25 protein-coding genes are annotated in these 24,804 nt (G+C 71.4%); 14 read left to right on the forward strand and 11 right to left on the reverse strand.

All coding sequences use genetic code 11. The annotated features are described in order from the left end of the window. Positions 1 to 32: 32 nt before the first annotated feature. The 3 genes from AB0M29_RS23550 (at position 33) to AB0M29_RS23560 (ending at position 2,605) form a co-directional block, all read left to right on the forward strand. Positions 33 to 818: an ATP-binding cassette domain-containing protein gene (locus tag AB0M29_RS23550; RefSeq protein WP_365385603.1), complete on the forward strand. Its 786-nt coding sequence runs from the start codon at positions 33 to 35 to the stop codon at positions 816 to 818. A gap of 110 nt (positions 819 to 928) precedes the next feature. Continuing rightward, the gene (locus AB0M29_RS23555; RefSeq protein WP_365385664.1) at positions 929 to 2,110 is read left to right on the forward strand and encodes a sugar ABC transporter permease; all 1,182 of its coding nucleotides are present in this window, start codon (positions 929 to 931) and stop codon (positions 2,108 to 2,110) included. Positions 2,111 to 2,179: 69 nt separating this feature from the next. After that, positions 2,180 to 2,605, forward strand: a complete 426-nt coding sequence (locus tag AB0M29_RS23560) for a DUF779 domain-containing protein (RefSeq protein ID WP_365385605.1) — start codon at positions 2,180 to 2,182, stop codon at positions 2,603 to 2,605. Here the strand turns inward: AB0M29_RS23560 and AB0M29_RS23565 are convergent. Further along, entirely contained in the window at positions 2,586 to 3,077 is a 492-nt protein-coding gene (locus AB0M29_RS23565) for a PaaI family thioesterase (protein ID WP_365385607.1), read from the reverse strand. The two genes, AB0M29_RS23560 and AB0M29_RS23565, sit on opposite strands and share 20 nt — an antisense overlap. Positions 3,078 to 3,194: 117 nt before the next feature. Here AB0M29_RS23565 and AB0M29_RS23570 point away from each other — a divergent pair, with 117 nt between their 5' ends. Both AB0M29_RS23570 and AB0M29_RS23575 read left to right on the forward strand, forming a co-directional pair. Next, a complete protein-coding gene (locus tag AB0M29_RS23570; protein WP_365385609.1) occupies positions 3,195 to 3,677 on the forward strand; it encodes a helix-turn-helix domain-containing protein in 483 nt (160 codons plus the stop codon). A 153-nt stretch (positions 3,678 to 3,830) separates the two neighbouring features. Next, positions 3,831 to 4,646 carry an SAM-dependent methyltransferase gene (locus AB0M29_RS23575; RefSeq protein WP_365385666.1) on the forward strand — a complete coding sequence of 272 codons (816 nt, stop codon included), beginning with the start codon at positions 3,831 to 3,833 and terminating at the stop codon, positions 4,644 to 4,646. A gap of 72 nt (positions 4,647 to 4,718) precedes the next feature. Here AB0M29_RS23575 and AB0M29_RS23580 read toward each other — a convergent pair whose 3' ends face one another. After that, positions 4,719 to 5,621: a helix-turn-helix transcriptional regulator gene (locus AB0M29_RS23580; RefSeq protein WP_365385611.1), complete on the reverse strand. Its 903-nt coding sequence runs from the start codon at positions 5,619 to 5,621 to the stop codon at positions 4,719 to 4,721. 89 nt (positions 5,622 to 5,710) lie between these two features. Further along, a complete protein-coding gene (locus tag AB0M29_RS23585; RefSeq protein ID WP_365385667.1) occupies positions 5,711 to 5,926 on the reverse strand; it encodes a DUF397 domain-containing protein in 216 nt (71 codons plus the stop codon). Positions 5,927 to 6,334: 408 nt separating this feature from the next. On the opposite strand from AB0M29_RS23585, the gene AB0M29_RS23590 reads away from it, so the two are divergent. Then, a complete protein-coding gene (locus tag AB0M29_RS23590) occupies positions 6,335 to 8,431 on the forward strand; it encodes a translation factor GTPase family protein (RefSeq protein WP_365385614.1) in 2,097 nt (698 codons plus the stop codon). A 9-nt stretch (positions 8,432 to 8,440) separates the two neighbouring features. Here the strand turns inward: AB0M29_RS23590 and AB0M29_RS23595 are convergent, their stop codons facing one another. After that, entirely contained in the window at positions 8,441 to 10,600 is a 2,160-nt protein-coding gene (locus AB0M29_RS23595; RefSeq protein WP_365385617.1) for an MMPL family transporter, read from the reverse strand. Positions 10,601 to 10,720: 120 nt separating this feature from the next. Between AB0M29_RS23595 and AB0M29_RS23600 the strand changes: the two genes are divergently transcribed. From AB0M29_RS23600 to AB0M29_RS23615, 4 genes are all read left to right on the forward strand, one after another. Then, entirely contained in the window at positions 10,721 to 11,344 is a 624-nt protein-coding gene (locus AB0M29_RS23600; RefSeq protein ID WP_365385619.1) for a TetR family transcriptional regulator, read from the forward strand. Beyond that, on the forward strand, positions 11,341 to 12,066 hold the full coding sequence (locus AB0M29_RS23605) for a DUF2993 domain-containing protein (protein WP_365385621.1): 726 nt from the start codon (positions 11,341 to 11,343) through the stop codon (positions 12,064 to 12,066). Before AB0M29_RS23600 ends, AB0M29_RS23605 begins: the two co-directional genes overlap by 4 nt. A 32-nt stretch (positions 12,067 to 12,098) precedes the next feature. Continuing rightward, a complete protein-coding gene (locus tag AB0M29_RS23610; RefSeq protein WP_365385623.1) occupies positions 12,099 to 12,749 on the forward strand; it encodes a hypothetical protein in 651 nt (216 codons plus the stop codon). Positions 12,750 to 12,828: 79 nt separating this feature from the next. After that, a complete protein-coding gene (locus AB0M29_RS23615; protein ID WP_365385625.1) occupies positions 12,829 to 13,320 on the forward strand; it encodes a DUF1269 domain-containing protein in 492 nt (163 codons plus the stop codon). Positions 13,321 to 13,653: 333 nt separating this feature from the next. Here AB0M29_RS23615 and AB0M29_RS23620 read toward each other — a convergent pair whose 3' ends face one another. Both AB0M29_RS23620 and ligD read right to left on the reverse strand, forming a co-directional pair. Then, a complete protein-coding gene (locus tag AB0M29_RS23620) occupies positions 13,654 to 14,514 on the reverse strand; it encodes an ATP-dependent DNA ligase (RefSeq protein WP_365385627.1) in 861 nt (286 codons plus the stop codon). Further along, entirely contained in the window at positions 14,511 to 15,398 is an 888-nt protein-coding gene (gene ligD / locus AB0M29_RS23625; protein WP_365385628.1) for a non-homologous end-joining DNA ligase, read from the reverse strand. The genes AB0M29_RS23620 and ligD overlap by 4 nt, the downstream gene beginning before the upstream one ends. 39 nt (positions 15,399 to 15,437) lie before the next feature. Here ligD and AB0M29_RS23630 point away from each other — a divergent pair, with 39 nt between their 5' ends. The 3 genes from AB0M29_RS23630 to AB0M29_RS23640 all read left to right on the forward strand — a co-directional run bounded on the left by AB0M29_RS23630 (position 15,438) and on the right by AB0M29_RS23640 (position 18,362). After that, positions 15,438 to 16,469 carry a Ku protein gene (locus tag AB0M29_RS23630; RefSeq protein WP_365385630.1) on the forward strand — a complete coding sequence of 344 codons (1,032 nt, stop codon included), beginning with the start codon at positions 15,438 to 15,440 and terminating at the stop codon, positions 16,467 to 16,469. 134 nt (positions 16,470 to 16,603) lie between these two features. Further along, complete coding sequence (locus tag AB0M29_RS23635; protein ID WP_365385632.1) at positions 16,604 to 17,413, forward strand: GNAT family N-acetyltransferase; 810 nt, start codon at positions 16,604 to 16,606, stop codon at positions 17,411 to 17,413. 10 nt (positions 17,414 to 17,423) lie between these two features. Beyond that, complete coding sequence (locus AB0M29_RS23640) at positions 17,424 to 18,362, forward strand: NADP-dependent oxidoreductase (protein WP_365385669.1); 939 nt, start codon at positions 17,424 to 17,426, stop codon at positions 18,360 to 18,362. Positions 18,363 to 18,419: 57 nt separating this feature from the next. On the opposite strand, the gene AB0M29_RS23645 is transcribed toward AB0M29_RS23640, so the two are convergent. The 4 genes from AB0M29_RS23645 to AB0M29_RS23660 all read right to left on the reverse strand — a co-directional run bounded on the left by AB0M29_RS23645 (position 18,420) and on the right by AB0M29_RS23660 (position 23,027). Beyond that, positions 18,420 to 19,457 carry an aldo/keto reductase gene (locus tag AB0M29_RS23645; protein WP_365385634.1) on the reverse strand — a complete coding sequence of 346 codons (1,038 nt, stop codon included), beginning with the start codon at positions 19,455 to 19,457 and terminating at the stop codon, positions 18,420 to 18,422. Continuing rightward, entirely contained in the window at positions 19,454 to 20,833 is a 1,380-nt protein-coding gene (locus AB0M29_RS23650) for an LLM class flavin-dependent oxidoreductase (RefSeq protein ID WP_365385636.1), read from the reverse strand. The genes AB0M29_RS23645 and AB0M29_RS23650 overlap by 4 nt, the downstream gene beginning before the upstream one ends. Positions 20,834 to 20,848: 15 nt before the next feature. Then, positions 20,849 to 21,406: a flavin reductase family protein gene (locus tag AB0M29_RS23655; protein WP_365385638.1), complete on the reverse strand. Its 558-nt coding sequence runs from the start codon at positions 21,404 to 21,406 to the stop codon at positions 20,849 to 20,851. A gap of 319 nt (positions 21,407 to 21,725) precedes the next feature. Continuing rightward, complete coding sequence (locus AB0M29_RS23660; protein WP_365385640.1) at positions 21,726 to 23,027, reverse strand: ROK family protein; 1,302 nt, start codon at positions 23,025 to 23,027, stop codon at positions 21,726 to 21,728. A 448-nt stretch (positions 23,028 to 23,475) separates the two neighbouring features. Here AB0M29_RS23660 and AB0M29_RS23665 point away from each other — a divergent pair, with 448 nt between their 5' ends. After that, positions 23,476 to 24,141, forward strand: coding sequence for a pyridoxamine 5'-phosphate oxidase family protein (locus AB0M29_RS23665; protein WP_365385642.1), 666 nt, complete (start codon positions 23,476 to 23,478; stop codon positions 24,139 to 24,141). An 18-nt stretch (positions 24,142 to 24,159) separates the two neighbouring features. Here the strand turns inward: AB0M29_RS23665 and AB0M29_RS23670 are convergent, their stop codons facing one another. Then, positions 24,160 to 24,738: a TetR/AcrR family transcriptional regulator gene (locus tag AB0M29_RS23670; protein ID WP_365385643.1), complete on the reverse strand. Its 579-nt coding sequence runs from the start codon at positions 24,736 to 24,738 to the stop codon at positions 24,160 to 24,162. Positions 24,739 to 24,804 lie beyond the last annotated feature (66 nt).

Raw genomic sequence — 24,804 nt, forward strand, 5'->3', positions numbered from 1 at the left:
CACTCCCGGCCCCAGCGAAGGAGGTTGTCCCCGTGACCACCACACCGCTGCTGGCGCTGCACGGGATCTGCAAACGGTTCGGCGCCCTCAACGCGCTCACGGACGTGGAGCTGGAGATCCACACCGGGGAAGTCGTCGCCCTGGTGGGCGACAACGGAGCGGGCAAGACCACCCTCGTCAAGGTGATCACCGGTGCCGGCCCGGCCGACGACGGTGTGATCGAGTGGAACGGCCGGCCCGTGCGGATCACCCGGCCCCATGACGCCCAGTCGCTGGCCATCGCGAGCGTCTACCAGGAACTGGCCCTGTGCGAGAGCCTCGACGTGGTCGGCAATCTCTTCCTGGGGCACGAGATCTGCCGGGCGGGCGTGCTCGACGAGGTGGCGATGGAGCGCCGGGCGAAGGAACTCGACCTGCTGGACATGCTGTCCGTCCGCATCCCCAGGACGAGGGCGCCGGTCGCCTCGCTCTCCGCGGGGCAGCGGCAGGCGGTGGCGATCGCCCGGGCGATGCTGAGCGAGCCCAGGCTCCTCGTCCTCGACGAGCCCACCGCCGGGCTGGGCGTGGGGCAGACCGCCCACTTCCTCGATCTGATCGAGCTGTTGCGCGACCGCGGCCTCGGCGTCCTGCTGGTCAGCCACAACCTCGGTGACATCAAGGCCGTCGCGGACCAGGTCGCGGTGTTGCGCCTCGGCCGCAACAACGGGTTCTTCGACGTGCTGACCACGTCGCAGGAGCAGATCATCTCGTCCATCACCGGGGCCACGGACAACGCCGTGACCCACCGGACGACCCGGCCGTGGGAGGCGACACTGTGACCAGCACCGCAGCCTCGGGCAGGACCGACCGCAACGGCGCCGGGACCGTCACCGGCCGCACCGAACCCGGCGGCGCCCGCGATCCGAGGGTCGGGCACCGCCCACCGGGCCTGCGAGGCTATGCGTGGGACTTCGCCCTCAGGCTGCGCAACGGTGAACTGGGTTCGGTCCCCGGCCTGTTCGCGCTGGTGGTGATCTGGACGACCTTCCAGCTCCTGGACCACCACTTCCTGTCCCCGCGCAACCTGTCCAACCTCAGTGTGGACATCGCCGGCACCGGGCTGATCGCGGTCGGGCTCGTCTTCGTCATGATGCTCGGCGAGATCGACCTGTCGGTGGGCGCGGTCAGCGGCCTCGCGGCGGCGGTGTTCGCCGTGCTGAACGTCAACAGCGGAATGCCCGAGTGGATGGCGATCATCGCGGCCGGGCTCGTCGGGGCCGCGATCGGTGCGCTGCAGGGGTTCTTCTTCGCCAGGATCGGTGTCCCCGCCTTCGTCGTCACCCTGGCCGGACTGCTGGCCTGGAACGGCCTGACGCTCTACGTCCTGGGCTCCAACGGCACCATCAACCTGCACGACAAGGGTCTGGTCCCGGCCCTGACCAGCCACTACTTCCACAGTGACGCCGTCGCGTACGGGCTCGCGGCGGTCGGCGCGGCCGCGTACTTCCTGGTCTCGTACCACGGCGAGCGACGGCGCCGGGCGGCCCAGGTCTCGTTCCGCTCGCGCGGCGCGATCGCCCTGCACACCGGTGGGGTGGCGGTGATCGGATTCGCGGCGGCCTATGTGCTGAACCAGTTCGAGGGCATGCCCTTCGCCCTGCTGGTCTTCCTGGCCTTCGTCGTCGGCCTGGACTTCGTCCTGCGGCGCACCAGGTACGGGCGGAAGATCTTCTCGATCGGCGGCGGCGCCGAGGCGGCCCGGCTCGCCGGGATCAACGTGGTGTGGATCCGCGTCTCGGCGTTCGCGGTCTCCGGGACGCTGGCCGCCTTCGGCGGGCTGTTCCTTGCCTCGCGGGTGGCCTCGGTGGGACAGACCTCCGGCTCCACCAGCCTGCTGATCAACGCCATCGCGGCGGCCGTCATCGGCGGCGTCAGCCTCTTCGGCGGCCGCGGCCGGCCCTGGTCCGCGCTGCTCGGCGTCCTCGTCATCCAGTCGATCGCCTCGGGGATGCTGCTCATGGGCATCCAGACGTCCGTGCAGTCGATGATCACCGGCGGCGTGCTGCTCGCCGCGGTGGTCCTCGACTCGCTCTCCCGCCGCTCCCAGAAGGCGCACGGAGTGGCGCTCTAGCGGAGGTCCAACTCGTGGCAGCGGCTGTACGGTGAGGGCTGGACGGTCCTCTCCACCAGTGGAGGTCTGATGAGCACTCCCGTAGAAGCGGCCGGTACGTCCATGCTTCCCGCCCGGGTGGAGCTGACGGCGGCGGCCGAGGCGATGGTCGACCAACTGGCTTTGAGGCACGGGCCGCTGATGTTCCATCAGTCCGGCGGCTGCTGCGACGGCAGCTCCCCGATGTGCTACCCGCGCGGGGAGTTCCGGGTGGGCGCGGCGGACGTGCTGCTCGGCCGGGTCGCCGGGGACACCCCGTTCTGGATGAGCGCGAGCCAGTTCGCTTACTGGCGGCACACCCGGCTGACCGTCGACGTGGTGCCCGGCCGGGGCAGCGGGTTCTCACTGGAGGCCCCGGAGGGCGTCCGCTTCCTGCTGCGCTCCCGGCTGTTCACCGACGACGAGGCCGCTCTCCTGGACGCCGGCCCGCCACCGCTCACGGGCGAGGCGGGATGATCAGGCAGGAGCTGGTGGCGTGGGCGAGCAACCGGTCGTCGGCGTCGTACAGTTCGGCCTCGGCGAGGGCGGTACGGCGGCCGCGGTGGCGTACGGTGCCGATCGCGCGGATCTTGCCCGTCTCCGTGGTCACCGCCCGCAGGTACTTGATCGACAGATCGAGGGTGGTGTACCCGGTGCCCAGTTCGAGGGTGGACTGCACGGCACAGCCCGCCGCGGAGTCGAGCAGGGTGGCCAGTACGCCGCCGTGCACGCTGCCGATCGGGTTGTAGTGCTCCTCGCCCGGGACCAGGGAGAACACCGCGTGGCCCGGCTCGACCTCTTCCAGCACGGTCTCCATCGCCGCGCCGACCGGCGGCCCGGGCAGCCGTCCGTCGCGGAAGGCGCGCAGGAAGTCGATCCCGGACATCGACTGCGCCGCCTCCGCGAGCACCGCAGGATCTTCCCACGAGTAGGTCCGTGACCTGCCCATTTCCGCTCCCCGATCATCATGACGGCCCTCGGCCGTCCGCTGCTGGCTTCTCCTGCCGAAGCTAGGGGGTGCGACAGCTGGCTGTCAACCGTGAAGCCAGCTCGCTAGGCTGGTGCCGTGGAGACCGTGAAGACGCAGTGGCTTGATGTGGACACCGAGAACTGCTCGGTGCGGCGGACGCTCGACCTGGTCGGCGACCGGTGGTCGATGCAGATCCTGCGGGACGCGATGAACGGCGTGCGCCGCTTCGACGCGTTCCAGCGGCACGTCGGGCTGTCCGCCGCGGTGCTGGCCGACCGGCTGCGCAAGCTGGTGGCGGCCGGGGTCCTGGAGACCCGGGCGTACCGGGAGCCGGGTTCCCGCACCCGCTCGGAGTACCGGCTCACCGAGAAGGGCTGGGATCTGTGGCCGGTGATGGTCGCGCTGATGCAGTGGGGCGACAAGTACGCCGCCGACCCGGAGGGGCCGCTGCTGGAGGTCCGGCACGCGGAGTGCGGCGCCGAGGTGCGGGCCGTGGTGGAGTGCCCCGAGGACCACACCGTGCTGACCCCGCGGGAGGTCGCGGTCCGGCTGGGGCCCGCGGCCAGGTTCGTACGCTGAGCCCTGCCCCAACTCCTTTACCCGGCACGAGGTTTACCCGGTGCGTGCGGCGTTCTGGTCGCCCGCGCGGTCTCGACCGGGCGATCACGGCTCCCTAGGATGAGCGGCGTCACAACCGCCGGATCTGCGATCGACGAACACCGTGAGGACCCGATGGACCAGCCGGACACGCCCCTTTCCGACAAGATCGACGTGACGGTGCCCAGCGTGGCCCGCATGTACGACTTCCTCCTGGACGGCAAGGACAACTACCCCGCCGATCGCGAGGCCACGGAGCAGTTACTGCAACAGGTCCCGAGCACCAAGGTCCTCGCCCTGAACAACCGTCAGTTCCTGCGCCGGGTGGTGCGCAGGCTCGCCGAGGAGTACGGCATCCGGCAGTTCGTCGACCACGGCTCCGGTCTGCCGACCCAGGACAACGTGCACGAGGTCGCCCAGCGCGTCGACCCCGACTCCCGTGTGGTGTACGTCGACAACGACCCCATAGTGCTGGCCCACGGGCGGGCGCTGCTGGAGCAGAACGAGAACACCGCGGTGATCCAGGCGGACTTCCGCGACACCGAGAGCATCTGGGACAGCCCCGAGGTGCACCGGCTGATAAACCGCGACGAGCCGGTCGCGGCGCTGTTCGTCTCGGTGCTGCACTGCATCCGCGACAAGGACGACCCGGCCGGTGTGGTCCGCCGGGTGGCCGAGAAGCTGGCGCCGGGAAGCTTCCTGGTGGTCTGTCAGCTCGTCAGCGAGGACGCGGAGACCCGGCGCTTCGTCACCGACTTCATGGACCAGGCCACCGGCGGCCAGTGGGGCGAGGTGCGGCAGCAGAGCGATGTCGCGCGCTTCCTCGACGGGATGGAGATCCTGGAGCCGGGTCTGGTGGAGGTCTCCACCTGGCGCCCGGACAACGAACTGGCGCCCGTGCAGCCCACCCAGGAGTGGATCGAGTTCGGCGGCGTGGCCCGGCTCGCGTAGCCGCACGGCGACGGCCTTCGGCGGACCGCGGTGAGCGGAACGCCTCCGGCGTCGGTACCGGCGGCAGGCGCGCTACCGGTACCGGCGCAGGGCCTCTTCGAGGATGACGCGGCTCGCGGCCGGTGTCGCCGCCAGCGCGCTGAGTTCGTCCAGCGCCGCACGGTACTTGTCCAGATCCTCGAGCCGGTCGAGGTAGACGGCGCTCGTCATGTGCTCCAGGTAGACCACGTCGGGCAGAAAGCCCTGGGCGAACCGGAGATAGGTGACCGGGGCACCAGGGGTCGCCGCGGCGCTCGCGTCGTACGAGGCGATCTGCAGCCGCACTCCGGGCTGGCGCAGCACCATGAGCAGGTATTCGAGCTGCTCGCGCATCACCGCGGCGCCGCCCACCGGCCGGTGCAGCACACCTTCGTCGATCAGCGCCCACAGCACCGGGGCGCCCGGTTCCGCCATCCGCCGCTGCCGCTCCAGGCGCAGCTCCACCCGGCGTTCGACCTCCTGCGGGGAGGCCAGCCGGTGGCCGCTGTAGACCACGGCCTGGGCGTACGACGGGGTCTGGAGCAGTCCGGGCACGAACTGCGTCTCATAGGTGCGGATCACATGGGCGTCGCGCTCCAGGCCGATCAGCTGCTGCAGCCAGTCGGGCACGACCTCGCCGTACGGCTGCCACCACTCGGGCCTGGCCGAGCGCTGCACCAGGAAGGCTATCTCCGCCCGTTCCTGCTCACCGACGCCGTACAGCGCCAGCAGGTCGTCGACGTCACGTAACTTCAGCGAGACGTGCGCGGTCTCCATGCGGCTGATCTTGGAGGCGTGCGCACGGATCACCTCACCGGCCTTCGCCGGGCTGATCCCGCCGGCCTCCCGCAGCGCGCGCAGGTAGTTGCCCAGCACCCGCCCCAACGCCTTGGCGCCCATATCCGGTCGGCGCTCAATGAGTTGTAGCGGCGAGACGAGTTGCGGCTGCGCGGACATGCGGGCTCCCGGGATAAACTGGACGCACGCCAGTATTGCACCGCAGAGCCCGCTACCGCGCCCCTACCGGAGCTGTGTGTTCCAGCTCCTCACGCCGTCAGCGCGTCGAAGTCCCCGTCCTTGGCACCGCCGATGAAGGCCGCGATCTCGTCCCGTGTGTAGACGAGTGCGGGACCGTGCGGATCGCGGGAGTTACGCACAGCGACGCTCCCGTCGGGCAGCTTGGCCACCTCGACGCAGTTGCCGCTCTGATTGCTGCGCTCGCTCTTGAACCATGTGACGTCGGAAATCGCGCTGGCCTGCATCCCGTTGTCGAACTGCTGCACGTAGCACCACTCCTGTGTGAGTTGCCTTGCCGACCACCCGCGGCCACGCCGGTACCGCTCCACCACGATCCGTACACGCGAACACGACGCGCAGTTGCGGATGCAATTCCGGATGCAATTGCAACCGGAACCCTCACCTCATAGTACTGACCCATGCGTACGATCTCGACCCTCCCGCAACTCCCTTCGCACGTAAGGCAGATCACGTTTGCCGACCCGCGCCGGGGCGCCTCCGACGGGAAATCCGGTTGAACGCGGTGCCGCCCGGCTGCTGTACTCCTGACGACGGACTGCCAATCGGCACATCGACGGAGGAGACGGTTATGCGGGGAGCTTTCGTGCCCATCCAGACGGGAAATTCCACCGATCTAGAGGACATGAAGCTTCTTGCGTACGTTGAACCTGGGCATTCTGGCGCATGTCGACGCCGGTAAGACGAGCCTGACCGAGCGGCTGCTGTACGCCGCGGGAGTCATCGACGAGATCGGCAGCGTCGACGACGGCAGTACCCGCACCGACTCCCTGGCGCTGGAGCGGCAGCGCGGCATCACCATCAAGTCCGCCGTCGTGTCGTTCGTCGTCGGCGACGTCGCGGTCAATCTGATCGACACCCCCGGCCACCCGGACTTCATCGCCGAGGTGGAGCGGGTGCTGAGCGTGCTCGACGGCGCGGTGCTCGTGGTCTCCGCGGTCGAGGGCGTGCAGCCGCAGACCCGCGTGCTGATGCGCACCCTGCGCCGGCTGTCCATTCCGACCCTGGTCTTCGTCAACAAGATCGACCGCCGCGGAGCGCACGACGACGAGGTGCTCGCCGCCGTCACGGCGAAGCTGACACCGGGCGCGGTCGCCATGGGCTCGGTGCGCCAACTGGGCGGCCCTGCCGCGGCGTTCACGCCCTACGGCGCCGACGACCCCGCCTTCGGCTCCCGGCTGGTGGATCTGCTCGCCGCGCACGACGACGCGCTGCTCGCGGCGTTCGTCGCCGACGAGACCCGGATCTCCTACCCGCGGCTGCGGGAGTCCCTGGCGGCGCAGACCCGGCGGGCCCGGGTCCATCCGGTGTACTTCGGCTCGGCCATCACCGGCGCGGGCACCGGGGAACTGATGGCGGGAATCACCGAGTTGCTGCCCGCGGCGGAGGGCGACACGCAGGCGCCGCTCTCCGGCACCGTCTTCAAGATCGAGCGCGGCGCCGCCGGGGAGAAGATCGCCTACGCGCGACTGTTCTCAGGAGCGGTGCGGACCCGCGAGCGGCTGCGGTTCGGCCGCGCCGGAGCGGCCGCCGCCCGCGATACGGGTGACGGCGGCACGCAGGAGGGCGAAGCGGCCGAGGTCTCCGAGGTCTCCGAGGTCTCCGAGGGGAAGGTCACCGCCATCAGCGTGTTCGACCGCGGCGCCGCCGTCCGTTCCTCCGCCGTCGGCGCCGGGCAGATCGGCATGCTCTGGGGTCTCGGCGACATCCGGGTCGGCGACGCGCTGGGCGCACCGCGCGCCAACGGGCCGGACGGGCCCGGCGGGCAGCACTTCTCGCCGCCGACGCTGGAGACGGTGGTGGTCCCCCGCCGCCCCGACGACCGGGGCGCACTGCATCTGGCGCTGACCCAACTGGCCGAGCAGGACCCGCTGATCGGGCTGCGCCAGGACGAGCGGCGGCAGGAGCTGTCGGTCTCGCTCTACGGCGAGGTCCAGAAGGAGGTCATCCAGGCCACGCTGGCCGACGAGTTCGGGGTCGACGTCACCTTCCGCGAGACGACCACCCTCTGCGTCGAGCGGCCGGTCGGTACCGGGGCGGCCGTCGAGGTGATCGACAAGGACGCCAACCCGTTCCTGGCCACCGTCGGCCTGCGGATCCAACCGGCGCCGGCCGGCTCGGGGGTGGAGTTCCGCCGCGAGGTCGAACTCGGCTCCATGCCGTACTCGTTCATGAAGGCCGTCGAGGAGACCGTGCACGAGACGCTGCGGCAGGGCGTCCACGGCTGGCAGGTCATCGACTGCGTGGTCACCCTGACGCACTCCGGCTACTGGGCCCGGCAGAGCCACGCGCACGCCGTGTTCGACAAGTCCATGTCGAGCACGTCGGGCGACTTCCGCCACCTGACGCCGCTGGTGCTGATGACCGCGCTGCTGCGGGCGGGCACGGTGGTGCACGAGCCGATGCACCACTTCCGTCTGGACATCCCGGCCGACACCTTCGGCACGCTGCTGCCCGTACTGGCCAGGCTGCGGGCGATCCCGCGGACGCCTCGCCCCGAGGGCGGCGCGTATGTGCTGGAAGGCGTCGTCCCGGCCGCCCGGGTGCACGAGCTGGAGATGTCGCTGCCGACGCTGACCCATGGCGAGGGCGTCCTGGAGACCGCGTTCGACCACTACGAGCCGGTCGTCGGGGCGGTGCCGGAGCGGCCGCGCACCGACCACAACCCGCTGCACCGCAAGGAGTACCTGGTGCGGGTGCAGCGGCGGGTCGGTGTCGGCCGGGCGGACTGAGCCGTGCCGCTACATGTGGACGCGCGGCAGCACGCGGTCCAGGCGCCGCGGGAACCACCAGTTCGCCCTGCCCATGAGGAACATCGTGGACGGCACGAGGAGGAGCCGTACGACGGTCGCGTCCAGGACCACGCTGACGGCCAGACCCAGGGCCAGCATCTTCACCACGACCGTGGGCGAGGCGGTGAAGGACAGGAAGACCGCGGTCATGATGAAGGCGGCGCTGGAGATGACCCGTCCGGTGGTGGACAGTCCCGCGCCGACCGAGCGGGTGTTGTCCTGCGTCTTGTTCCAGCTCTCGGAGATCCGCGAGATGAGGAAGATCTCGTAGTCCATGGACAGGCCGAAGACGATCGCGAACATCATCATGGGCACGTACGACTCGATCGGCACCTTCTGCGAGATGCCGAGCACACTGCTGCCCCAGCCCCACTGGAAGACGGCGACGAGAATGCCGTACGACGCCCCGGTGGTCAGCAGGTTGAGGATGACCGCCTTGACCGGGATGACGATGCTGCGGAAGACCGTCATGAGCAGCAGGAACGCGGCGGCCAGCACGATGGCGATGATGATCGGCAGCCGGTCCTTGATGGTGTCGCGGAAGTCGAACTGGCTCGCGGTGGTACCGGTGACATAGCTGGGTGCTCCGGTGCCCTTCAGCGCGTCGGGGAGTGTGCGGCCGGTCAGCGCGTTGAACACACCGCCGGTGGAGGCGGCCTGGGGCACGTCGGCCGGATACACCGTGGAGAGCAGCAGCTTTCCGTCCTGGGTCGGCTTGACGGCGGTGAAGCGGGCGATGTCGGGGGTGTTCTGGAGTCCCTTGGTCACGTCGTCGCTGACCTGGCTCGTCGAGGCGCTGGCGTGCTGGACGTTGACCACGACGGTCATGGGGCCGTTGGCTCCCGGGCCGAATCCTGGGCCCTGGGCCTGCGAGATCCAGTCGAAGGCGATACGGCTGGTGTTGTCCGGTGGGCTCGCGCCGTCGTCGACATGACCCAGGCGCATGGAGAACAGCGGGATGGCGAACACCACGAGCAGCGTGACACCCGCGGTGAGGAAGGTGATGGGGTGGCGGGAGATGAGCTCCGCGTACTTGTGCCAGTCGTCGCTGTCGCCGGAGGACTCGGCCACGGGGTGGCGGCGCACCGTGTACCGGTCGATGTGGTTGCCGACCAGGCCCAGGGCCGCGGGCACCAGCGTGATCGAGGCCGTCCCGGTGATGACCACCGCGATGGTCGCGGCCAGGCCGAGCTTGCCGACGAAGGACAGCCCGCTGGCGTAGAGGCCGAGCAGCGCCACGGCGACCGTGGTGGCCGCGAACAGCACGGCGTGTCCGCTCTTCGCGGTGGTACGGGAGACGGCCTCCACCGGTGGATGGCCGTCCATGAGTTCCTGGCGGAAGCGGGTGGTGAGGAACAGGGCGTAGTCGATGCCGACGCCGAGTCCGAGCATGGTGGACAGGGTCGGCGCCGCGGTGGCGAACGTCAGCGTGCCCGCCACGATGCCGACCACACCGATGCCCACCCCGACGCTGACCAGCGCGCAGACCAGCGGCATCACGGCGGCCAGCACGCTGCCGAAGACCAGGAGCAGGATCACCAGCGCGACGCCGACGCCGACGAGTTCGCTCGCGAGGTCGTTCGCCTTGGGTGTGGTGATCTGGTCGAAGGTGCCGCCGTAGGCCACACCGAGACCGGCGGAGCGGGCGGGAGCGGTCGCCTTGTCGAGCTGGTCGGTGTAGTCGTTGCCGAGGGTCTTGAGCTGTACGTCGAACGAGACGGTGGTGTAGGCCGTCTGGCCGTTCGAGGACGTCACAGGGGTGGACACGGCGGTGACGTGCGGCAGCCCCTTGAGGTCGGTCAGGGTCGAGTCGACCGCCGACTGCTTGTCGGCGACCGTGCCGGACCCGGTGTGGAAGACGACCAGCCCGTTGGGCGCGGCGGCGGTCGGGTCGGAGGCGGTGAGCAGGTCGGCGCCCGTGGCGGACTGACTGCCCGACAGGGTGATCTGGTTGCTGAACGTGGGGTCCACGATGTGGCGTCCGGCGAGCGCGCCCACCAGCAGGACCAGCCAGACGACGATCACCCACACCGAGTGGCGGGCGCAGAAGGCGCCGAGCCGCCCGAGTTTGCCGGTGGTGGGGGTGGGTGCGGGCGCGGAAGCAGACACGTCGACTCCAGGGCTCCGGGGAAACTGTCAGGACTGACACGACCAATCCCGCTCCGCACCGTAGCCCAAAATGACAGGACTGCCAATTGACACGCCCGACACATTGATTAGGCTGCTGCCATGCCACCCGAGCCCGAAGAGACCGGTCTGCGCGCACGCAAGAAGGAGCAGACCCGCCGCACCCTGAGGGAGTGCGGTGCCCGGCTGTTCGCGGCCAACGGCTTCGCCGGGACGACCATCGCCGACATCGCCGCCTGCGCGAACGTCTCGGAGCGGACGTTCTTCCGGTACTTCGACAGCAAAGAGGCGCTGCTGCTGCCGGACACCGTCGAGTTGTTCACCTTCATAGAGGAAGCACTCGCGCGGCGGCCCGCGGACGAGGAACCGATGCGGGCGGTCTGCGAAGCGCTGCTGGCCGCCGCCGAACCGTTCACCAGCTCCAGCCTGAGCGCCCTGACCCATCCTCTGGAGGGCACCGAGGGGCTGGTCACCGCCCGGGTCGTCCAGGCGTTCACCGACTTCGAGGAGCGGCTCACGCTGCTGGTACGCAGACGGCTGCCCGCCACGGAACCGGACGCCGACCTGCACGCGGCCGTCATCGCCTGCGCCGCGCTGTCGGCCGCCCGGGCGGTGCTGCGCACCCAGCGCGGCCGCCGCGCCGCGGGCACCGCCGTCACCGCGGACGTACGCCTGCTCCCCCTCGCCTTCGACTTCCTGGCCCGGATCGGAACCAGCACATCGTGAGACTGCGCCGCACTCCCCTGCTCGTCACGGCCGTCGTGACCACCTCCGTCCTCGCCGTGGCGGCGCTCGTCGACCTCGGGGTCGAACACACCGCCCAGCAGCGAGTCGTCAAGGCGGCCGCCTGCCGTCTGGAGACCTCGGGTCCGGTCTCGGCCGAACTCACCGGCACCCTCGCCGGGCTGCGGGTGGTCACCGGCAACCTCGGCAGCGTGCACATCGACGCCGGCCACGTCCGGCGCTACGGCACCGACATGGACATCGCCGCCGATCTGCACGACCTCTCCACGGACGGCACCATCAGCGGCGGCACGGCCACCGCCACCATCGGGTACGACCAGCTCCAGGAGCGGCTGGCGGGCGCGCAGACCGCGGCCAAGGGCATGACGGTCGGCGGCGACGGCAGCGGGCTCACCCTCACCGGGAAGGTCGGCACGCTGGGCATCCCGGTGACGGTGCACACCCGGCTGAGCACCGGCGCGGACAGCCTCACGGTGACGCCGAGCAGCATCACCGTGCTCGGCCAGGACATCGCCGTCGCCCGGCTGAGCACCCTGCCCGGCGCGGGCAACCTCGCCCGGCAGCTCACCCCGCACACCGTGGAGCTGCCCGACCTGCCCGACGGCGTCCGGCTGGTGTCGGCCCGCCCCGACACCAAGGGCCTCACCCTGGCGCTCGACCTCTCGCGGCAGACCGCGGGCGCGGCGGGCCCGAAATGCACCTGAGCGGCACGGCGAACCACGCTACGGTTCCTGCCATGTCTGACACCGCCGCGCACAAGCCTGCCCCGGTCACCGCCGACGATCTCGACGAGGCCGTCCGGCTCGCCGTCGACCTGCTCCGCAAGGCGCCCGCCTCGGCGTGGGAGGGCAAGGCGGGCTCGCTGGAGTGGGACTGCTGGGAGACCGTCGAGCACCTGAGCGACGACCTGTTCGCGTACGCCGCCCAGATGGGCCCCCGCACCCCGCCGCTCGCCGGCGACGTGCCGTTCCACTGGGAGAGCCGTAGGCCCGGCGGGCCCGCGAACGCGATCCACGCCGACCGCTCGGCGGGCAGCGAGGGACTGCTGCAGGTGCTGGAGGCGAGCGGCGCGCTGCTGGTCGCCATGGTGCGCACCACGCCGCCGCACGTCCGCGCCTACCACGGCTTCGGGGTCTCCGACCCGGAGGGATTCGCCGCGATGGGCATCGTGGAGACCCTGGTGCACACCCACGACCTGGCCGCCGGCCTCGACCTCGTGTGGTCGCCGCCCGCGGACCTGTGCGCCCGGGTGCTGGCCCGGCTGTTCCCGCACATCCCGGTCTCCCCCGACCCCTGGTCCACCCTGCTGTGGGCCACCGGCCGGGCCGATCTGCCCGATCACCCGCGGGTCACCAGCTGGCGCTGGTACGGCACCCCTCAGCCCTGACGGCGGCCCAACTTCTGCCTCACCCTAGATTCCGACATAAGGTGCATTCTGGTACATCTGCCATTCCCAGGAGGCCCTCATGTCCGAACTCATCGTGATCGGCTACGACAACCCGGCGACCGCCAACACCGCGTACGTGGCCGTGCAGGACCTGCAGAAGGACTTCGTGGTCAACCTGTCCGGCCTCGCCGTCGTCTCGGTGGACGACGAGGGCAAGACCCATGTCGACACGCCGAGCAAGATCGTCGGCGTCTCGGCCGCCTCGGGCGCCCTCTGGGGCATGGTCTTCGGCATCCTCTTCCTCGTCCCCGGCCTCGGCCTCCTCGCGGGCGCCGCGATGGGCGGCCTCTTCGGCAAGCTCGGCAAGTCCGGCATCAACGACCAGTTCCGCTCCCAGGTCCAGGAAATGCTCAAGCCCGGCACCGCCGCCGTCGTGATCATGGCCGCCAAGATCACCGAGGACAAGTTCGCCGTCGCCATGGCCCCCTACGGCGGCACCATCCTCAAGACCTCCCTCTCCGACGAGGACGAGAAGGAGCTCTCCGAGCACCTCGCAGGTTCCCAGAGCTGAACCCCTCCGGGCCGCACGTCACCACCGGCCCGGAGGGGGCCGAGCGCGCAGTTCCCCGCGCCCCTCAAACACCCAGTCCTCCCCGCCCACGGACGAGCCCCGAAGGGGCGCGAGGAACTGCGCGACCAGCCCTCGACTGGCTGCACGTCACCACCGGCTCCAGAGGGGCAGATCGGTTGTCTCCCGACCACCGGCCCGGAATCAAGCACCTGGACCTCCGGGCCGTGCCCCAAAGGGGCGCGAGGAACTGCGCGACCAGCCGTCGACGTCCTGCACGTCACCACCGGCCGCAATGGGGCAGACGCGTGGTTTCGGACCACCGGCCCGGAGGCGCTAAAGCGCGAGGTCCTCGCGGAGGCGGATGACGGCGGCGGTCGTGTGGCGGGTGTCGCCGTGGCGGACCTCGGCGGGCAAGGGCGCGACCAGCGGGCGGTAGTCGACGTCGTCGACCGAGGCGCGGCCGGTGGTGGCGGCCTCGCCGAGTTGGCGACGAAGGAGGGGCGCGAGGCGGGCGGAGAGGACCGGGCCGTCGCCGAAGTCGACCACGGCGGCGGTCGGACGGGCGACCGGCCCGGTGACGCCGACGACCATCGCGTCCTGCAGCTCCATGTGACGGATCTTCAGCCAGCCGCGCCGCCCCGGCCGGTACGGCTGCGCCAGGCCCTTGGCGACCAGACCCTCGACCCCGCCCGCCCGCAGGTCGTACCACTGCCGGGCGGTCTCCCGGTCGAGGGTCATCGGTACGGCCTGCAGGGGCGGGCCGAGGGGGCCGAGGAGCGCTTCCAGGCCCGGCCGCCGCTCCCCGTACGGCCGCGGACGCCAGTCGGCGCCGTCGAGGGCGAGGACGTCGAAGGCCGCGTAGTTGGCGGGCGGGGTGCGCCGCCGGGGGCTGTTCGCGCGGGTCTGCAGCGCCTGGAAGTCGACCTTCCCGTCGAGCCAGACCACGAGTTCACCGTCGAGCACGGTGCCCGGCGGCAGCGCCCCCGCCGCCTCGGCGATCTCGGGGAACCGCTCGGTGACGTCGCGCCCCGAGCGCGTCTGCAGCCGTACCGGCGAGGTGAGGACGACCAGCCGGTGCCCGTCGAGCTTCGGCTCCCAGGCGCAGCCGCCGGGCAGCGCGTCGGCGGCCGGCAGCTCCTCGACCCGGCGGGCCAGCATGACCTGTACCGGGTACGGCAGCGGGTCGCCGGTCACCGCGGCAGTTCCCCCGCCCGGTCCGGGTCCAGCAGCCCGGCCAGCAGGTCGCCGTCGTCCGCGAGCCGCCCGGGCATGTCCTCGATGGTGAAGCTGAGGTGCTCGGGGGCGAGCGCCGCGCCGACCTCGTCCCAGGACACGGGCGCCGAGACGGTCGGCGTCGGCCGGGCGCGGACGGTGTACGGGGCGGCCGTCGTCTTGCTCCCGTTGTTCTGCGACCAGTCGATGAAGACCCGCCCGGCGCGGGCGGCCTTGGCCATCCGGGAGACCACCTGGTCGGGATGGGCGTCCTCCAGCTCACGCGCCACCACCTTGGCGTACGAGCTGGCCGACTCCGGGGTCGCGCCCCGCAGCGGCGCCAGCAGGTGCAGGCCCTTGGACCCGCTGGTCTTCACCCAGGACTCGACGGAGTCCTCCGCCAGCCGCTGCCGCAGCAGCAGCGCGACCCGGCAGCAGTCGATCACCGTGCACCCCTCACCGGGGTCGAGGTCGAGCACCAGCCGGTCGGCGACCCCCGGCGCGGCGGCGCGCCACTGCGGGGTGTGGATCTCGACGCAGGCGAAGTTGCCCGCCCACATCAGGGTGGGCAGGTCGTTGACCTGGACCTGGTCCATCACCTCGCCGCTGTGCCTGACCGTCTCGGTCACCGTCACCCACTCGGGCGTACCCGCCGGAGGCCGTTTCTGGAAGAACCGCTGACCCTCGACGCCGTCGGGGGTGCGCACGAAGCTCGCCGGGCGCCCCTCGGCATGCGGCAGCAGGGCGGTGGCGACACTCGCGTAGTAGTGCAGCAGCTCGGCCTTGGTGGTGCCGGTGCCCGGCCAGAGCACACGGTCGAGGTGGCTGACCTTGAGCTGGCGGCCCTCGACCTCGGTGATCGGCATACCATAAAGATTCCCATAGCCTGACAAAAAGGACATGCGATGCGCAGCGTCTGGACGGGCAACCTCGCCTTCGGTCTGGTCTCCATACCCGTGAAGCTCGGCTCCGCGGTCTCCAGCCACAAGATCAGCTTCCGCCAGGTGCATCTGGCCGACCAGGGGCGCGTCCGCTACCAGAAGACCTGCGAACTGGACGAGGAAGTGCTGACCGCCGCGGAGATCAGCCGCGCCTACGAGACGCCGGACGAGCAGCTCGTCGAGGTCACCGACGAGGACCTGAAGGCGCTGCCGCTGCCCACCGCGAAGACCATCGAGGTCAGCGGGTTCCTCGACGCCGCGGCGATCGACTCGATGCAGCTCGACACGCCGTACTTCCTCGCCCCCGCGACCCCGGCGGCCAACAAGCCGTACGTCCTGATGCGGGAGGCGCTGGCCCGCGCCGGCAAGGCGGCGGTCGGCAAGTTCGCGATGCGCAACTCGGAGCACCTGGCACTGGTCCGGGCCCGCGACGACGTGCTGATGCTGCAGACACTGCGCTGGCCGGACGAGCTCAACTCCCCCGCCGAGGCGGCCCCCAAGGGGCGCGTGAGCATCAGCGACTCCGAACTCCAGCTCGCCGACACCCTGATCTCCGCCCTCGGCGAGGCGGATCTGTCCGCGTACCACGACGAGTACGCCGAGGCCGTGGAAGCGCTGGTCACCGCCAAGATGGAGGGCACGGAGCTGCCCGCCGCGAGTGAGGGCGGCGCCAAGGTCGTCGACCTGATGTCCGCCCTGCGTGCCTCGGTGGAGCAGGCCCAGGGCGACCGGGGTTCCGGATCCGCCGCCTCCTCCGGCGACGCCACGGTCACCGAGCTGAAGGCGCCGCGCAGGACGGCGGCGAAGAAGACGGCCGCCAAGACCGCGGCCAAGAAGACCGCCGGTGCGAAGGAGTCCGCATCGGGGGCCAGGAAGACCACCGCCAAAAAGACCGCGGCGAAGGGTACGCCGAAGTCCGCCGCCAAGACGGCCACGAAAACCGCCGCCAAGAAGACGACCGCGAAGAAGGCGGCCGCCAAACGCCGCGCGGGCTGACCCCCGCCGGGCGGCCCGGCCGGTAAACGCATTCGTGGTACGGATCTTCCGGCTGGCAAAATTCGGGGGGCGGAGCCGTTCGGTGGCGCCGTCGGAGCGCGCGGCACCGCAGCGGAACGGAGCGTCACGGACACATGTCGACCAGCCTGGAATCCCCGCAGCAGCCCTGCGGCGGCCGCCCCTCGACAGCGGCAGCGGCCGCGGCGACCGGGCCGCACGGCCTGGACAACCCGTCCTGGGCCGCGCTGACCGGGCCGCACCGCCATCTGGCCGAGGTCCTGGGCGGCGCGGCGCGCTATCCGGCGGACGTCTCGCCGTTCGTGGCGCTCGCCGATCCCGCGGACCCCCGCGGCTGGGCCGACCTGGCCGCGCTGATGGGGCCGGGCGCGGACGTGGCGCTGGCCGGGGTGCGCGAGGCACCCGACGGGTGGGAGGAGAACTGGTCGGCCGAGGGCGTACAGCTCGTGGCCGGACCCGGGCTGCGGGCGCGGCCGGAGCCCGAGGCGGTACGGCTGACGGCGGCGGACGTGCCCGAGATGCTCGATCTCGTCGAGCGGACCAAGCCGGGCCCCTTCGCCGTACGGACCATCGAGCTGGGCGCCTACTACGGCATCCGCCGCGGCGGGCGGCTGGTGGCGATGGCCGGTGAGCGGCTGAAGCTGGACGGCTGGACCGAGATCAGCGCCGTCTGCACCGACGCGGACCACCGCGGGCAGGGCCTCGGGGGGCGCCTGGTCCTGCACACCGCCGACGGCATCATCGCCCGCGGCGAGACGCCGTTCCTGCACGCGGCGGCCTCCAACACCAACGCCATCCGGCTCTACGAGGCGATCGGCTTCACCCTGCGGCGCACCACCTTCTTCCGCGGCCTGCGCGTCCCGGCCGACGCCGCACAGCCGCAGCCGCACATCACCACGCAGACCACGCAGGCCGACGACGAGTAGGGACGTGACGATGCCCAGGGCCTATCTGTTCACCGCTTTCGGCGGTCCCGAGACGGAAGCCTTCGCCGAACTCCCGCGCCCGGTACCGGGTCCCGGCCAGCTGCTGGTCGCGGTGCGGGCGGCGGGCGTGAACCCGGCGGACTGGAAGCAGCGTACGGGCCACCGCTCGATCGGCGCGCCCGTCACCCCGCTCCCCTCGGTCTTCGGCAGGGAAGTCGCGGGCGTGGTCGAGGAGGTGGGCGCGGACGTCACCGAATTCGCGGTCGGCGACGCGGTGTTCGGCCACCCGCTCACCGGGGCCTACACCGAGTTCACCCTGCTTCCCGCGGACGCCACCGCGCACAAGCCCGACGCGCTGTCCTGGGCCGACGCCGCCACGCTGCCGGTCGCCGCGGCGACCGCGTACGACGCGATCCACCAGTTCGGGCTGCCCGCCGGGGCGACGCTGCTGGTCAACGGCGTCGGCGGCGGGGTCGGTGTCGCCGCCGCCCAGATCGCCCGGCACGACGGTCTGACGGTGCTCGGCACGGCGAGCGCCGCGAAGAAGGACTTCGCCGAGTTCCTGGGGGTCACGTATGTCGCACCGGGCGACGGGGTCGCCGACCGGGTGCGGGCCGCGGCCGGTCCCGGTGGCGTCGACGCCGTGCTCGACCTGGTCGGCGGGGAGTCGCTGCGGGCGCTTGCCGGACTGCTGACGGACCGCGCGCGGCTGGTCAGCGGCGCCGACCGGCAGCTCGTCGCCGAACTGGGCGGCGCCCCGATCCACCGCAGGCGGAACGCCGAGGTCCTGGACGCGGTGGCGGCCCTGGTCGCCGACGGCTCGCTCAACCCCTTCGTCACCCGGACCTTTCCCTTCGCGCAGGCCGACCTGGCCCTCCGGGCGGTCGAGGAGGGCCACACCCGCGGCAAGATCGTGATCGAGTTCCCGCAGGTGGACCTGCCGCGGTAGCGGCGGCGTCACACGGCGAGCCCGCACCGGCAACGCCGGACCGGTGCGGGCCGCGGCTCAGGACACCGGGCGCCGGCGCAGTGCCGCGTCGCGTATCGCGGGCGGGGTGTAACCGGCGTCGCTGTCGCTCAGGTTGGTGCCGGGCGGCACGATCTTGTCGATCCGGTCGAGCACGTCCTGGCTCAACGTGATCCGGTCGGCGCCGAGTTGGCTGTCGAGCTGCTCGAAGGTGCGCGGACCGATGATGGCGGAGGTCACCCCCGGGTGCCGCAGGACGAAGGCCAGGGCGAGCTGGACCAGGGTCAGTCCGGCCTCCTCGGCGAGCTGGGCCAGTGCCTCCGCCGCGTCGAGCTTGGCCGCGTTCTCGGGTGAGGCGATGTCGAAGCGGGCGGTCTGGTTCTCCGCGCGGCTGGAGGCGGGCTGCTCGGCACCCTTGCGGTAGCGACCGGACAGCCAGCCGCCCGCCAGCGGGCTCCAGGACAGCACCGCCAGACCGTACCGCTGGGTGACCGGCAGCACCTCCCGCTCGATACCGCGGGCTAGCAGCGAGTACGGGGGCTGTTCGGCGACCACGCGTTCGCGGCCGCGGCGCTCGGCGATCCACTGGCCCTCCACGATCGCCGAGGGTTCGAAGGTGGAGGTGCCGATGTAGCGGATCTTGCCCTGGTGGACGAGGTCGGACAGCGCGCCGAGCGTCTCGTCGAAGTCGGTGCCGGGTTCCGGCCGGTGCACCTGGTAGAGGTCGATCCAGTCGGTGCCCAGCCTGCGCAGGCTGTTCTCCACCTCGCGGATGATCCAACGGCGGGAGTTCCCCTGCTCGTTGGGGTCGTCGCCGAGGCTGCCGTGGAACTTGGTGGCCAGCACCACGTGGTCACGGCGCCCGCCCGCCAGTGCCTTGCCGACGATCGTCTCGGACTCCCCCGCCGAGTAGACATCGGCGGTGTCGACGAAGTTGATGCCCGAGTCCAGGGCGTGGTGGATGATCCGGACGCTCTCCTGGTGGTCCTGATTGCCCCGGGCGCCGAACATCATGGCGCCCAGACACAGCGGGCTGACCTTGACGCCCGTACGTCCGAAGGTCCGGTACTCCGTCATCGTGCGATCTCCTTGACGAGTCGGTCGGTTGTCGTGTCGGCGGTGTCGAAGAGCCGGTTGGCGGGGCGCGGCAGGCCGTAGTGCTCGCGCAGTGTCGTGCCGGTGTACTCGGTGCGGAACAGGCCGCGTTCCTGGAGGATCGGCACCACCCGGTCGACGAACAGCTCCAGTCCCGACGGCAGTACGGCGGGCATGATGTTGAAGCCGTCCGCGGCGCCCCGGTCGTACCAGTGCTCGATGGTGTCGGCCACCTGCTCCGCGGTACCGGCGAACGTACGGTGGCCGCGGCCGCCGCCGAGCCGGCCGATGAGCTGGCGCACCGTCAACTTCTCGCGCCTGGCCAGTTCCACGATGAGGGTGAAGCGGCTCTTGGCACCCTCGATCTCGTCCTCGGTGGGGATGTCGTCCGGCAGTTCCCTGTCGAGGTCGAGGTCGTCGGGGGCGATCCGCAGCGTCTTGGCGAGCTGGCGTTTGGCGTACTCGGGGACGATCAACCGGTCCAGTTCGTCGTCGAGTTCACGCGCCTGGGCCTCGGTGTCGCCGATGACCGGCACGATGCCGGGCAGGATCTTGATCCCCTCGGGGTCGCGGCCGAAGCCGATCGCGCGCTGCTTGACGTCCTTGTAGAAGGCGATGCCCTCTTCCAGGGTCTGCTGCGCGGTGAAGACCGCCTCGGCGTGGCGGGCAGCGAAGTCCTTGCCGTCCTCGCTCGATCCGGCCTGCACCAGCAGCGGGTAGCCCTGCGGCGACCGCCGCACGTTCAGCGGCCCGTCGACGCGGAAGTACGTGCCCTGGTGGTGGATCCCGCGCACCCGGTCGGCCAGCGCGTGCACGCCGCGTTCCTTGTCGGCCACCACCGCGTCGTCGGCCCAGCTGTCCCAGAGCTTGGTGGCGACGTCCATGAACTCGGCCGCTCGCAGATAGCGTTCGTGGTGCAGCGGGGTGTCGTCGAGGCCGAAGTTGCGTGCCGCGTCGGCGCCCGCGGTGGTGACGATGTTCCAGCCCGCCCGGCCGCCGGAGACATGGTCCAGCGAGGCGAACCTGCGGGCCAGGTTGTACGGCTCGTTGTAGCTGGTCGAGGCGGTGGCGATGAGGCCGATCCGGCTGGTGACGGCGGCCAGCGCGGTCAGCAGTACGGTCGGCTCCAGCTTGCTGCCGGGCCGCCGTCCCGGATCGCCCATCAGGACCGGGCTGTCGGCCAGGAACAGCGAGTCCAGCTTGCCACGTTCGGCGATCCGGGCCAGATTCGCGTAGTGCTCGAGGTCGGTGCCGCCGGACGCGGGGCTCTCGGGCAGCCGCCAGGCGGCCTCGTGGTGCCCGACGGACATCAGGAACGCGTTCAGGTGCAGCGGCTTGCGGTCGGTCCTGCGGGTCATGGGGGCTTCTTCTCCTCAGATGGAGTGGTAGGTGCCGTCGTGGAAGAGCAGCGGGCCGCGACCGTCGTCGAGCCAGGACTCCTCGGCCCGGGCCACCACGATCCGGTGGTCCCCGGCCGGGACGATCTGCTCGATCCGCAGCCGCAGCCACCCCGCCACACCGTCGAGTACGGGCTGTCCCTGCGGCAGCCGACGCCAGCGGGTGGGCTCGGCGAAGCGGTCGATACCGCTGGTGGCGAAGCGCCGGGCCAGGTCCTCCTGGTCGGCGCCGAGGAAGTTGACCACCGCGGTGTCCGCCCGCTCCACGTGCGGCCAGGAGGAGGCGGTGAGGGAGATGCCGAAGGACACCAGGGGCGGGCTGAGCGACAGCGAGGTGAGCGAGGTCGCGGTGAATCCGGCGGGCCCGTCGCCGCCGTCGACGGTGACGACGACCACCCCGGACGGGTGGTTGCGGAATACCTGCTTGAAGCGCTCCGGGGCGATACCCGTCGCGGGCGGCGAAGTCACGGTGACAGTCAACGAATCCTCCAGGAGAAGAGGGAGAAAAGGGGGTGCGAGTACGCGCAAAGGCATGGGGGGTGAGCGCGGCATGACGGGACGGCACAGAAATCGGCCGCCCGTGAGGCGCGGGCAGCGAAAGCCGGTTCTTACCGGGTGACGGAAGTCCGCACGTCAGCGCGGGGTCTGACAGGATCCGCCGGGGCGCCCGGCGCGACAACACCGGCGCCGGGCGGAAATGCGCTCCGGCGCGGCCATGCGGATGCGGCGTGCCGGATACGGCACGTCCTGGGAAATCCGCTGCTGCCTGGTCATGAATCCATGGTCCCGTTCGGGTCGTGTCGGGGTCAACAATGCAACGTTTTGAATTAAGTCGGCTGTTCAGCCGGGGTTCTCAGGACACGGCGGGAAGTGCGGGCCAGGGCCCGAGCGGGTCCGCGTAGAGCGCGCCGAGTGCCACCGCGCCGCCCGCGGTGGGCAGTACGGAACCGGTGAAGCTGCTGGTGACGACGGTCCGTTCGGGGTCGTCGCAGACCCAGGAACGCACGGCCACCTCCGCGCGCATGTCCGCCAGGCACTCCGGCAGCCGTGCCGCTCCCGGCTCGACGACCACCAGCACATCGGGGTCGAACACGTCGAGCAGCAGGGCGGTCGCCCGGCCCACCAGCCGGGCCCTGCGGCGGAAGAGCCCCACCGCCCGGTCGTCCCCGGCCAGTGCCAGGTCCAGCAGGTCGACGAAATCATCCACCCGCACGCCCAGTTGGCGTGCCCGCAGCACCATCGCGGCCTCGGAGACCTCCGACTGGAGGCAGCCGGTCGTGCCGCAGGAGCAGGCGTCCGCCGCCGGGGCGCCCACCGGCGGCCCCTCGAACCCGTCCGGGTCCTGCCCGAGCCGGGCGTCCAGCGGTCCGTGCGGTCCGAGGGGCAGATGGGCGACGCTGCCCGCGCCCGACCGCGGTCCGCGGTGCACCGCGCCCGCGCTGACGAAGGCCGCGTCGACCACCGCGCCGACGAAGAGCAGGACCGTACTGTCGCCGCGGCTCCCGGCGTCGCCGAAGAGCTGTTCCGCGCGGGCCAGCGCCCGGGAGTGGCTGTCGACGTGGACCGGAAGTCCGGTGGCGGCGGTGAGCAGTTCGCGGGCGGGGACGTCGCGCCAGCCGAGCCGGGGGTGGTCGACGACGACCCCGCTGCCGGGATCCACCCACTGGCCGGTCGCCAGGCCGAACGCCAGCACCGTACGGCCGGCCGCCCGTTCGGCGACCATCCGTGGCAACCGCGCGGCCAGCGAACCGAGTACCGCGTGCGGCGCGGTGTCCTCGTGCGGCTGCCGGTCCTCGGCGACGATCCGGCCGCGCAGGTCCATCAGGGACACCGTGGAGTGGGCGACCGCGACATGCGCGCCGGCCACCAGGTAGCGGTCGGTGTCGATCTCCACGGGCTTGTGCGGGCGCCCGAGTCCGCGCGGTCCGGCGGTCTCCGCGCTCTCCCGGATCAGCCCACGGGCCAGGAACTGCGCGCAGTACCCGCTCACCGCGGCGGGCGAAAGCCCGGTCAGCCGCGCGACGGTGCTGCGGGCGACGGGGCCGTGGTCGAGGATCGCGCTGAGCACGACCCCGGCTCCGGTTCCGAACGCCCGGCGCGGGGTTCTGGCCTGCGGGAGATCGGCACGGCGGACATGCGGCGGCAGGAGTTCCATGGGGAGCCTTCCAGGTCCTGAGGGGTGGCGGGGCACGCACACGCGGCACACCGGTACGGAACCGGTGGAGCGGGGGCCCCGGTTGACGCTCGGGTGCGGAGCGGTACGGCTGCGGAGAGCCCGTACGCTCAGGCCTGGCTACACGCGGCGGAGCACACACGCTTGAGGTCGACGTGACCTCGCGTCGTCAGGTGTGCGGATCGCTGCATGCCGCGCAACGTAACCGGCGCGGGCGAACCTGGTCAAACACCTGACCGCATCGTGGACGGCGGCGCTGCTCAGGCACCACATCGGCAGGACGTATGTGGAGCGTGCACCCATACCATGCCGCTCCGGTCGGTGGACGAAATTTGCACGCGCACTAGGCAAATGCCGCGATCCCGCTACCGTAAGAGGCCATCCGGCTACACACAGGATCGGAAGGTTTCGGACGGTAGGGAGGCGGCTGATGTTCAGCGGTTTCAGGTCCGGAGAGATACCACCGCGCCCCGGCAGCGCCGGGGAGCACCAGTTACAGCGCGAGTGGGGTACGACGGAGCGCGCGGACCGGTTCTACGCCGACCAGGTGCTGGACCATCTCAACGCGCGAATGCGGGAGTTCACCGCCCGTCAGGAGTGGTTCTTCATCGCCACGGCGGACTCCCGCGGCGAGTGCGACAGCAGTTTCAGGGCGGGGCCCAGCGGCATCCTGCACGTGCTCGACGAGAAGACGCTCTGCTACCCGGAGTACCGGGGCAACGGGGTGCTGGCTTCGGTGGGCAACCTCCGGGAGAACCCGCACATCGGCATCCTGATGGTCGACTTCACCCGCGACCGGATCGGCCTGCACGTCAACGGCCGCGCACGGCTGGTGCCGGACGGCGAGATGCGCGAGCGGCACCGCGGGCTGCCGGTGGACGACGCGCGCGGGCGCCGTCCGGTGGTGTGGGTGGAGGCCGAGGTGACGGAGGCGTACATCCACTGCGCCAAGCACATCCCCCGGCTGGTCAAGGCACCGCTGCTGCAACGCCGCCGGGCCTGGGGCAGCGACAACTCCCGCCGCAAGGGCGGTGACTACTTCGGGGTGAAGGCCGCGCGGCCCTCGGTGCTGCGCCGGTTCCGCCCGCCCGACTGACCGCCTCCCGCGGCCGGTTCACCCGCCTTCGGTGAGGCCCGCGGCGTCCAGCAGGGCCGCCGCGGTGACCAGGGTGAGGCCGTCGAGGATCTCCGCCCCGACCCCGGCGCGGGCGCTCGCGCCGTCGAAGACCAGCGTCAACTGGCGGGCGAGCAGCCCGGGGTCGGCCGCGCCGCCGCGCTCGGCCTCGGCGCGGAAGAAGTCGGTCACCGCCTGCTTGCGCCGCCCCGCGACGACACTCGCCGGGTGGCCCGGATCCTTCAACTCGATCTGCGCCGACAGGAAGGGGCAACCGCAGTAGCCGGGCGAGGCCGCGTACTCCTCCAGCCGCTCGAACACATAGAGCACGCGGTCCCGGGCGGCGGCCGGCGCGTCCCGCGGCGGCAGCAGCCATGCCTCGATCGCCGGGCCCTGCCGGTCGAGCGCGGCGGCGAGCACCTCGTCCTTGCCCGAGAAGAGCTGGTACATCGAGCGTTTGGAGACCCCGGCCGCCTTGCACACCGCGTCGATGCCGGTGCAGACGCCCTGCCGGTAGAAGAGTCCGCCCGCGGCGTCCAGCAGCCGGTCGCGCGGTGCTGACTTCGGCGTCGTCGTCATCCCCCGAGGCTACCGCCGCGGTTCGCCGCGCAAGACCGGCCGTTTCACGCCGAAGGGTGCGGCCCG

Origin of the sequence: Streptomyces sp. NPDC051976 (assembly GCF_040680795.1) — a bacterium.
Lineage (GTDB): Bacteria > Actinomycetota > Actinomycetes > Streptomycetales > Streptomycetaceae > Actinacidiphila.

Bases quoted from the DNA above. Each gene is read 5' to 3' on its own strand.
- AB0M29_RS23580 (WP_365385611.1), bottom strand. From the start codon at position 5,621: ATGTCCGCGCAGCCGCAACTCGTCTCGCCGCTACAACTCATTGAGCGC.
- AB0M29_RS23660 (WP_365385640.1), bottom strand. From the start codon at position 23,027: ATGGAACTCCTGCCGCCGCATGTCCGCCGTGCCGATCTCCCGCAGGCC.
- AB0M29_RS23650 (WP_365385636.1), bottom strand. From the start codon at position 20,833: ATGACCCGCAGGACCGACCGCAAGCCGCTGCACCTGAACGCGTTCCTG.
- AB0M29_RS23585 (WP_365385667.1), bottom strand. From the start codon at position 5,926: ATGCAGGCCAGCGCGATTTCCGACGTCACATGGTTCAAGAGCGAGCGC.
- AB0M29_RS23615 (WP_365385625.1), top strand. From the start codon at position 12,829: ATGTCCGAACTCATCGTGATCGGCTACGACAACCCGGCGACCGCCAAC.
- AB0M29_RS23600 (WP_365385619.1), top strand. From the start codon at position 10,721: ATGCCACCCGAGCCCGAAGAGACCGGTCTGCGCGCACGCAAGAAGGAG.
- ligD (WP_365385628.1), bottom strand. From the start codon at position 15,398: ATGCCGATCACCGAGGTCGAGGGCCGCCAGCTCAAGGTCAGCCACCTC.
- AB0M29_RS23655 (WP_365385638.1), bottom strand. From the start codon at position 21,406: ATGCCTTTGCGCGTACTCGCACCCCCTTTTCTCCCTCTTCTCCTGGAG.
- AB0M29_RS23630 (WP_365385630.1), top strand. From the start codon at position 15,438: ATGCGCAGCGTCTGGACGGGCAACCTCGCCTTCGGTCTGGTCTCCATA.
- AB0M29_RS23610 (WP_365385623.1), top strand. From the start codon at position 12,099: ATGTCTGACACCGCCGCGCACAAGCCTGCCCCGGTCACCGCCGACGAT.
- AB0M29_RS23665 (WP_365385642.1), top strand. From the start codon at position 23,476: ATGTTCAGCGGTTTCAGGTCCGGAGAGATACCACCGCGCCCCGGCAGC.
- AB0M29_RS23575 (WP_365385666.1), top strand. From the start codon at position 3,831: ATGGACCAGCCGGACACGCCCCTTTCCGACAAGATCGACGTGACGGTG.
- AB0M29_RS23670 (WP_365385643.1), bottom strand. From the start codon at position 24,738: ATGACGACGACGCCGAAGTCAGCACCGCGCGACCGGCTGCTGGACGCC.
- AB0M29_RS23560 (WP_365385605.1), top strand. From the start codon at position 2,180: ATGAGCACTCCCGTAGAAGCGGCCGGTACGTCCATGCTTCCCGCCCGG.
- AB0M29_RS23635 (WP_365385632.1), top strand. From the start codon at position 16,604: ATGTCGACCAGCCTGGAATCCCCGCAGCAGCCCTGCGGCGGCCGCCCC.
- AB0M29_RS23640 (WP_365385669.1), top strand. From the start codon at position 17,424: ATGCCCAGGGCCTATCTGTTCACCGCTTTCGGCGGTCCCGAGACGGAA.
- AB0M29_RS23645 (WP_365385634.1), bottom strand. From the start codon at position 19,457: ATGACGGAGTACCGGACCTTCGGACGTACGGGCGTCAAGGTCAGCCCG.
- AB0M29_RS23565 (WP_365385607.1), bottom strand. From the start codon at position 3,077: ATGGGCAGGTCACGGACCTACTCGTGGGAAGATCCTGCGGTGCTCGCG.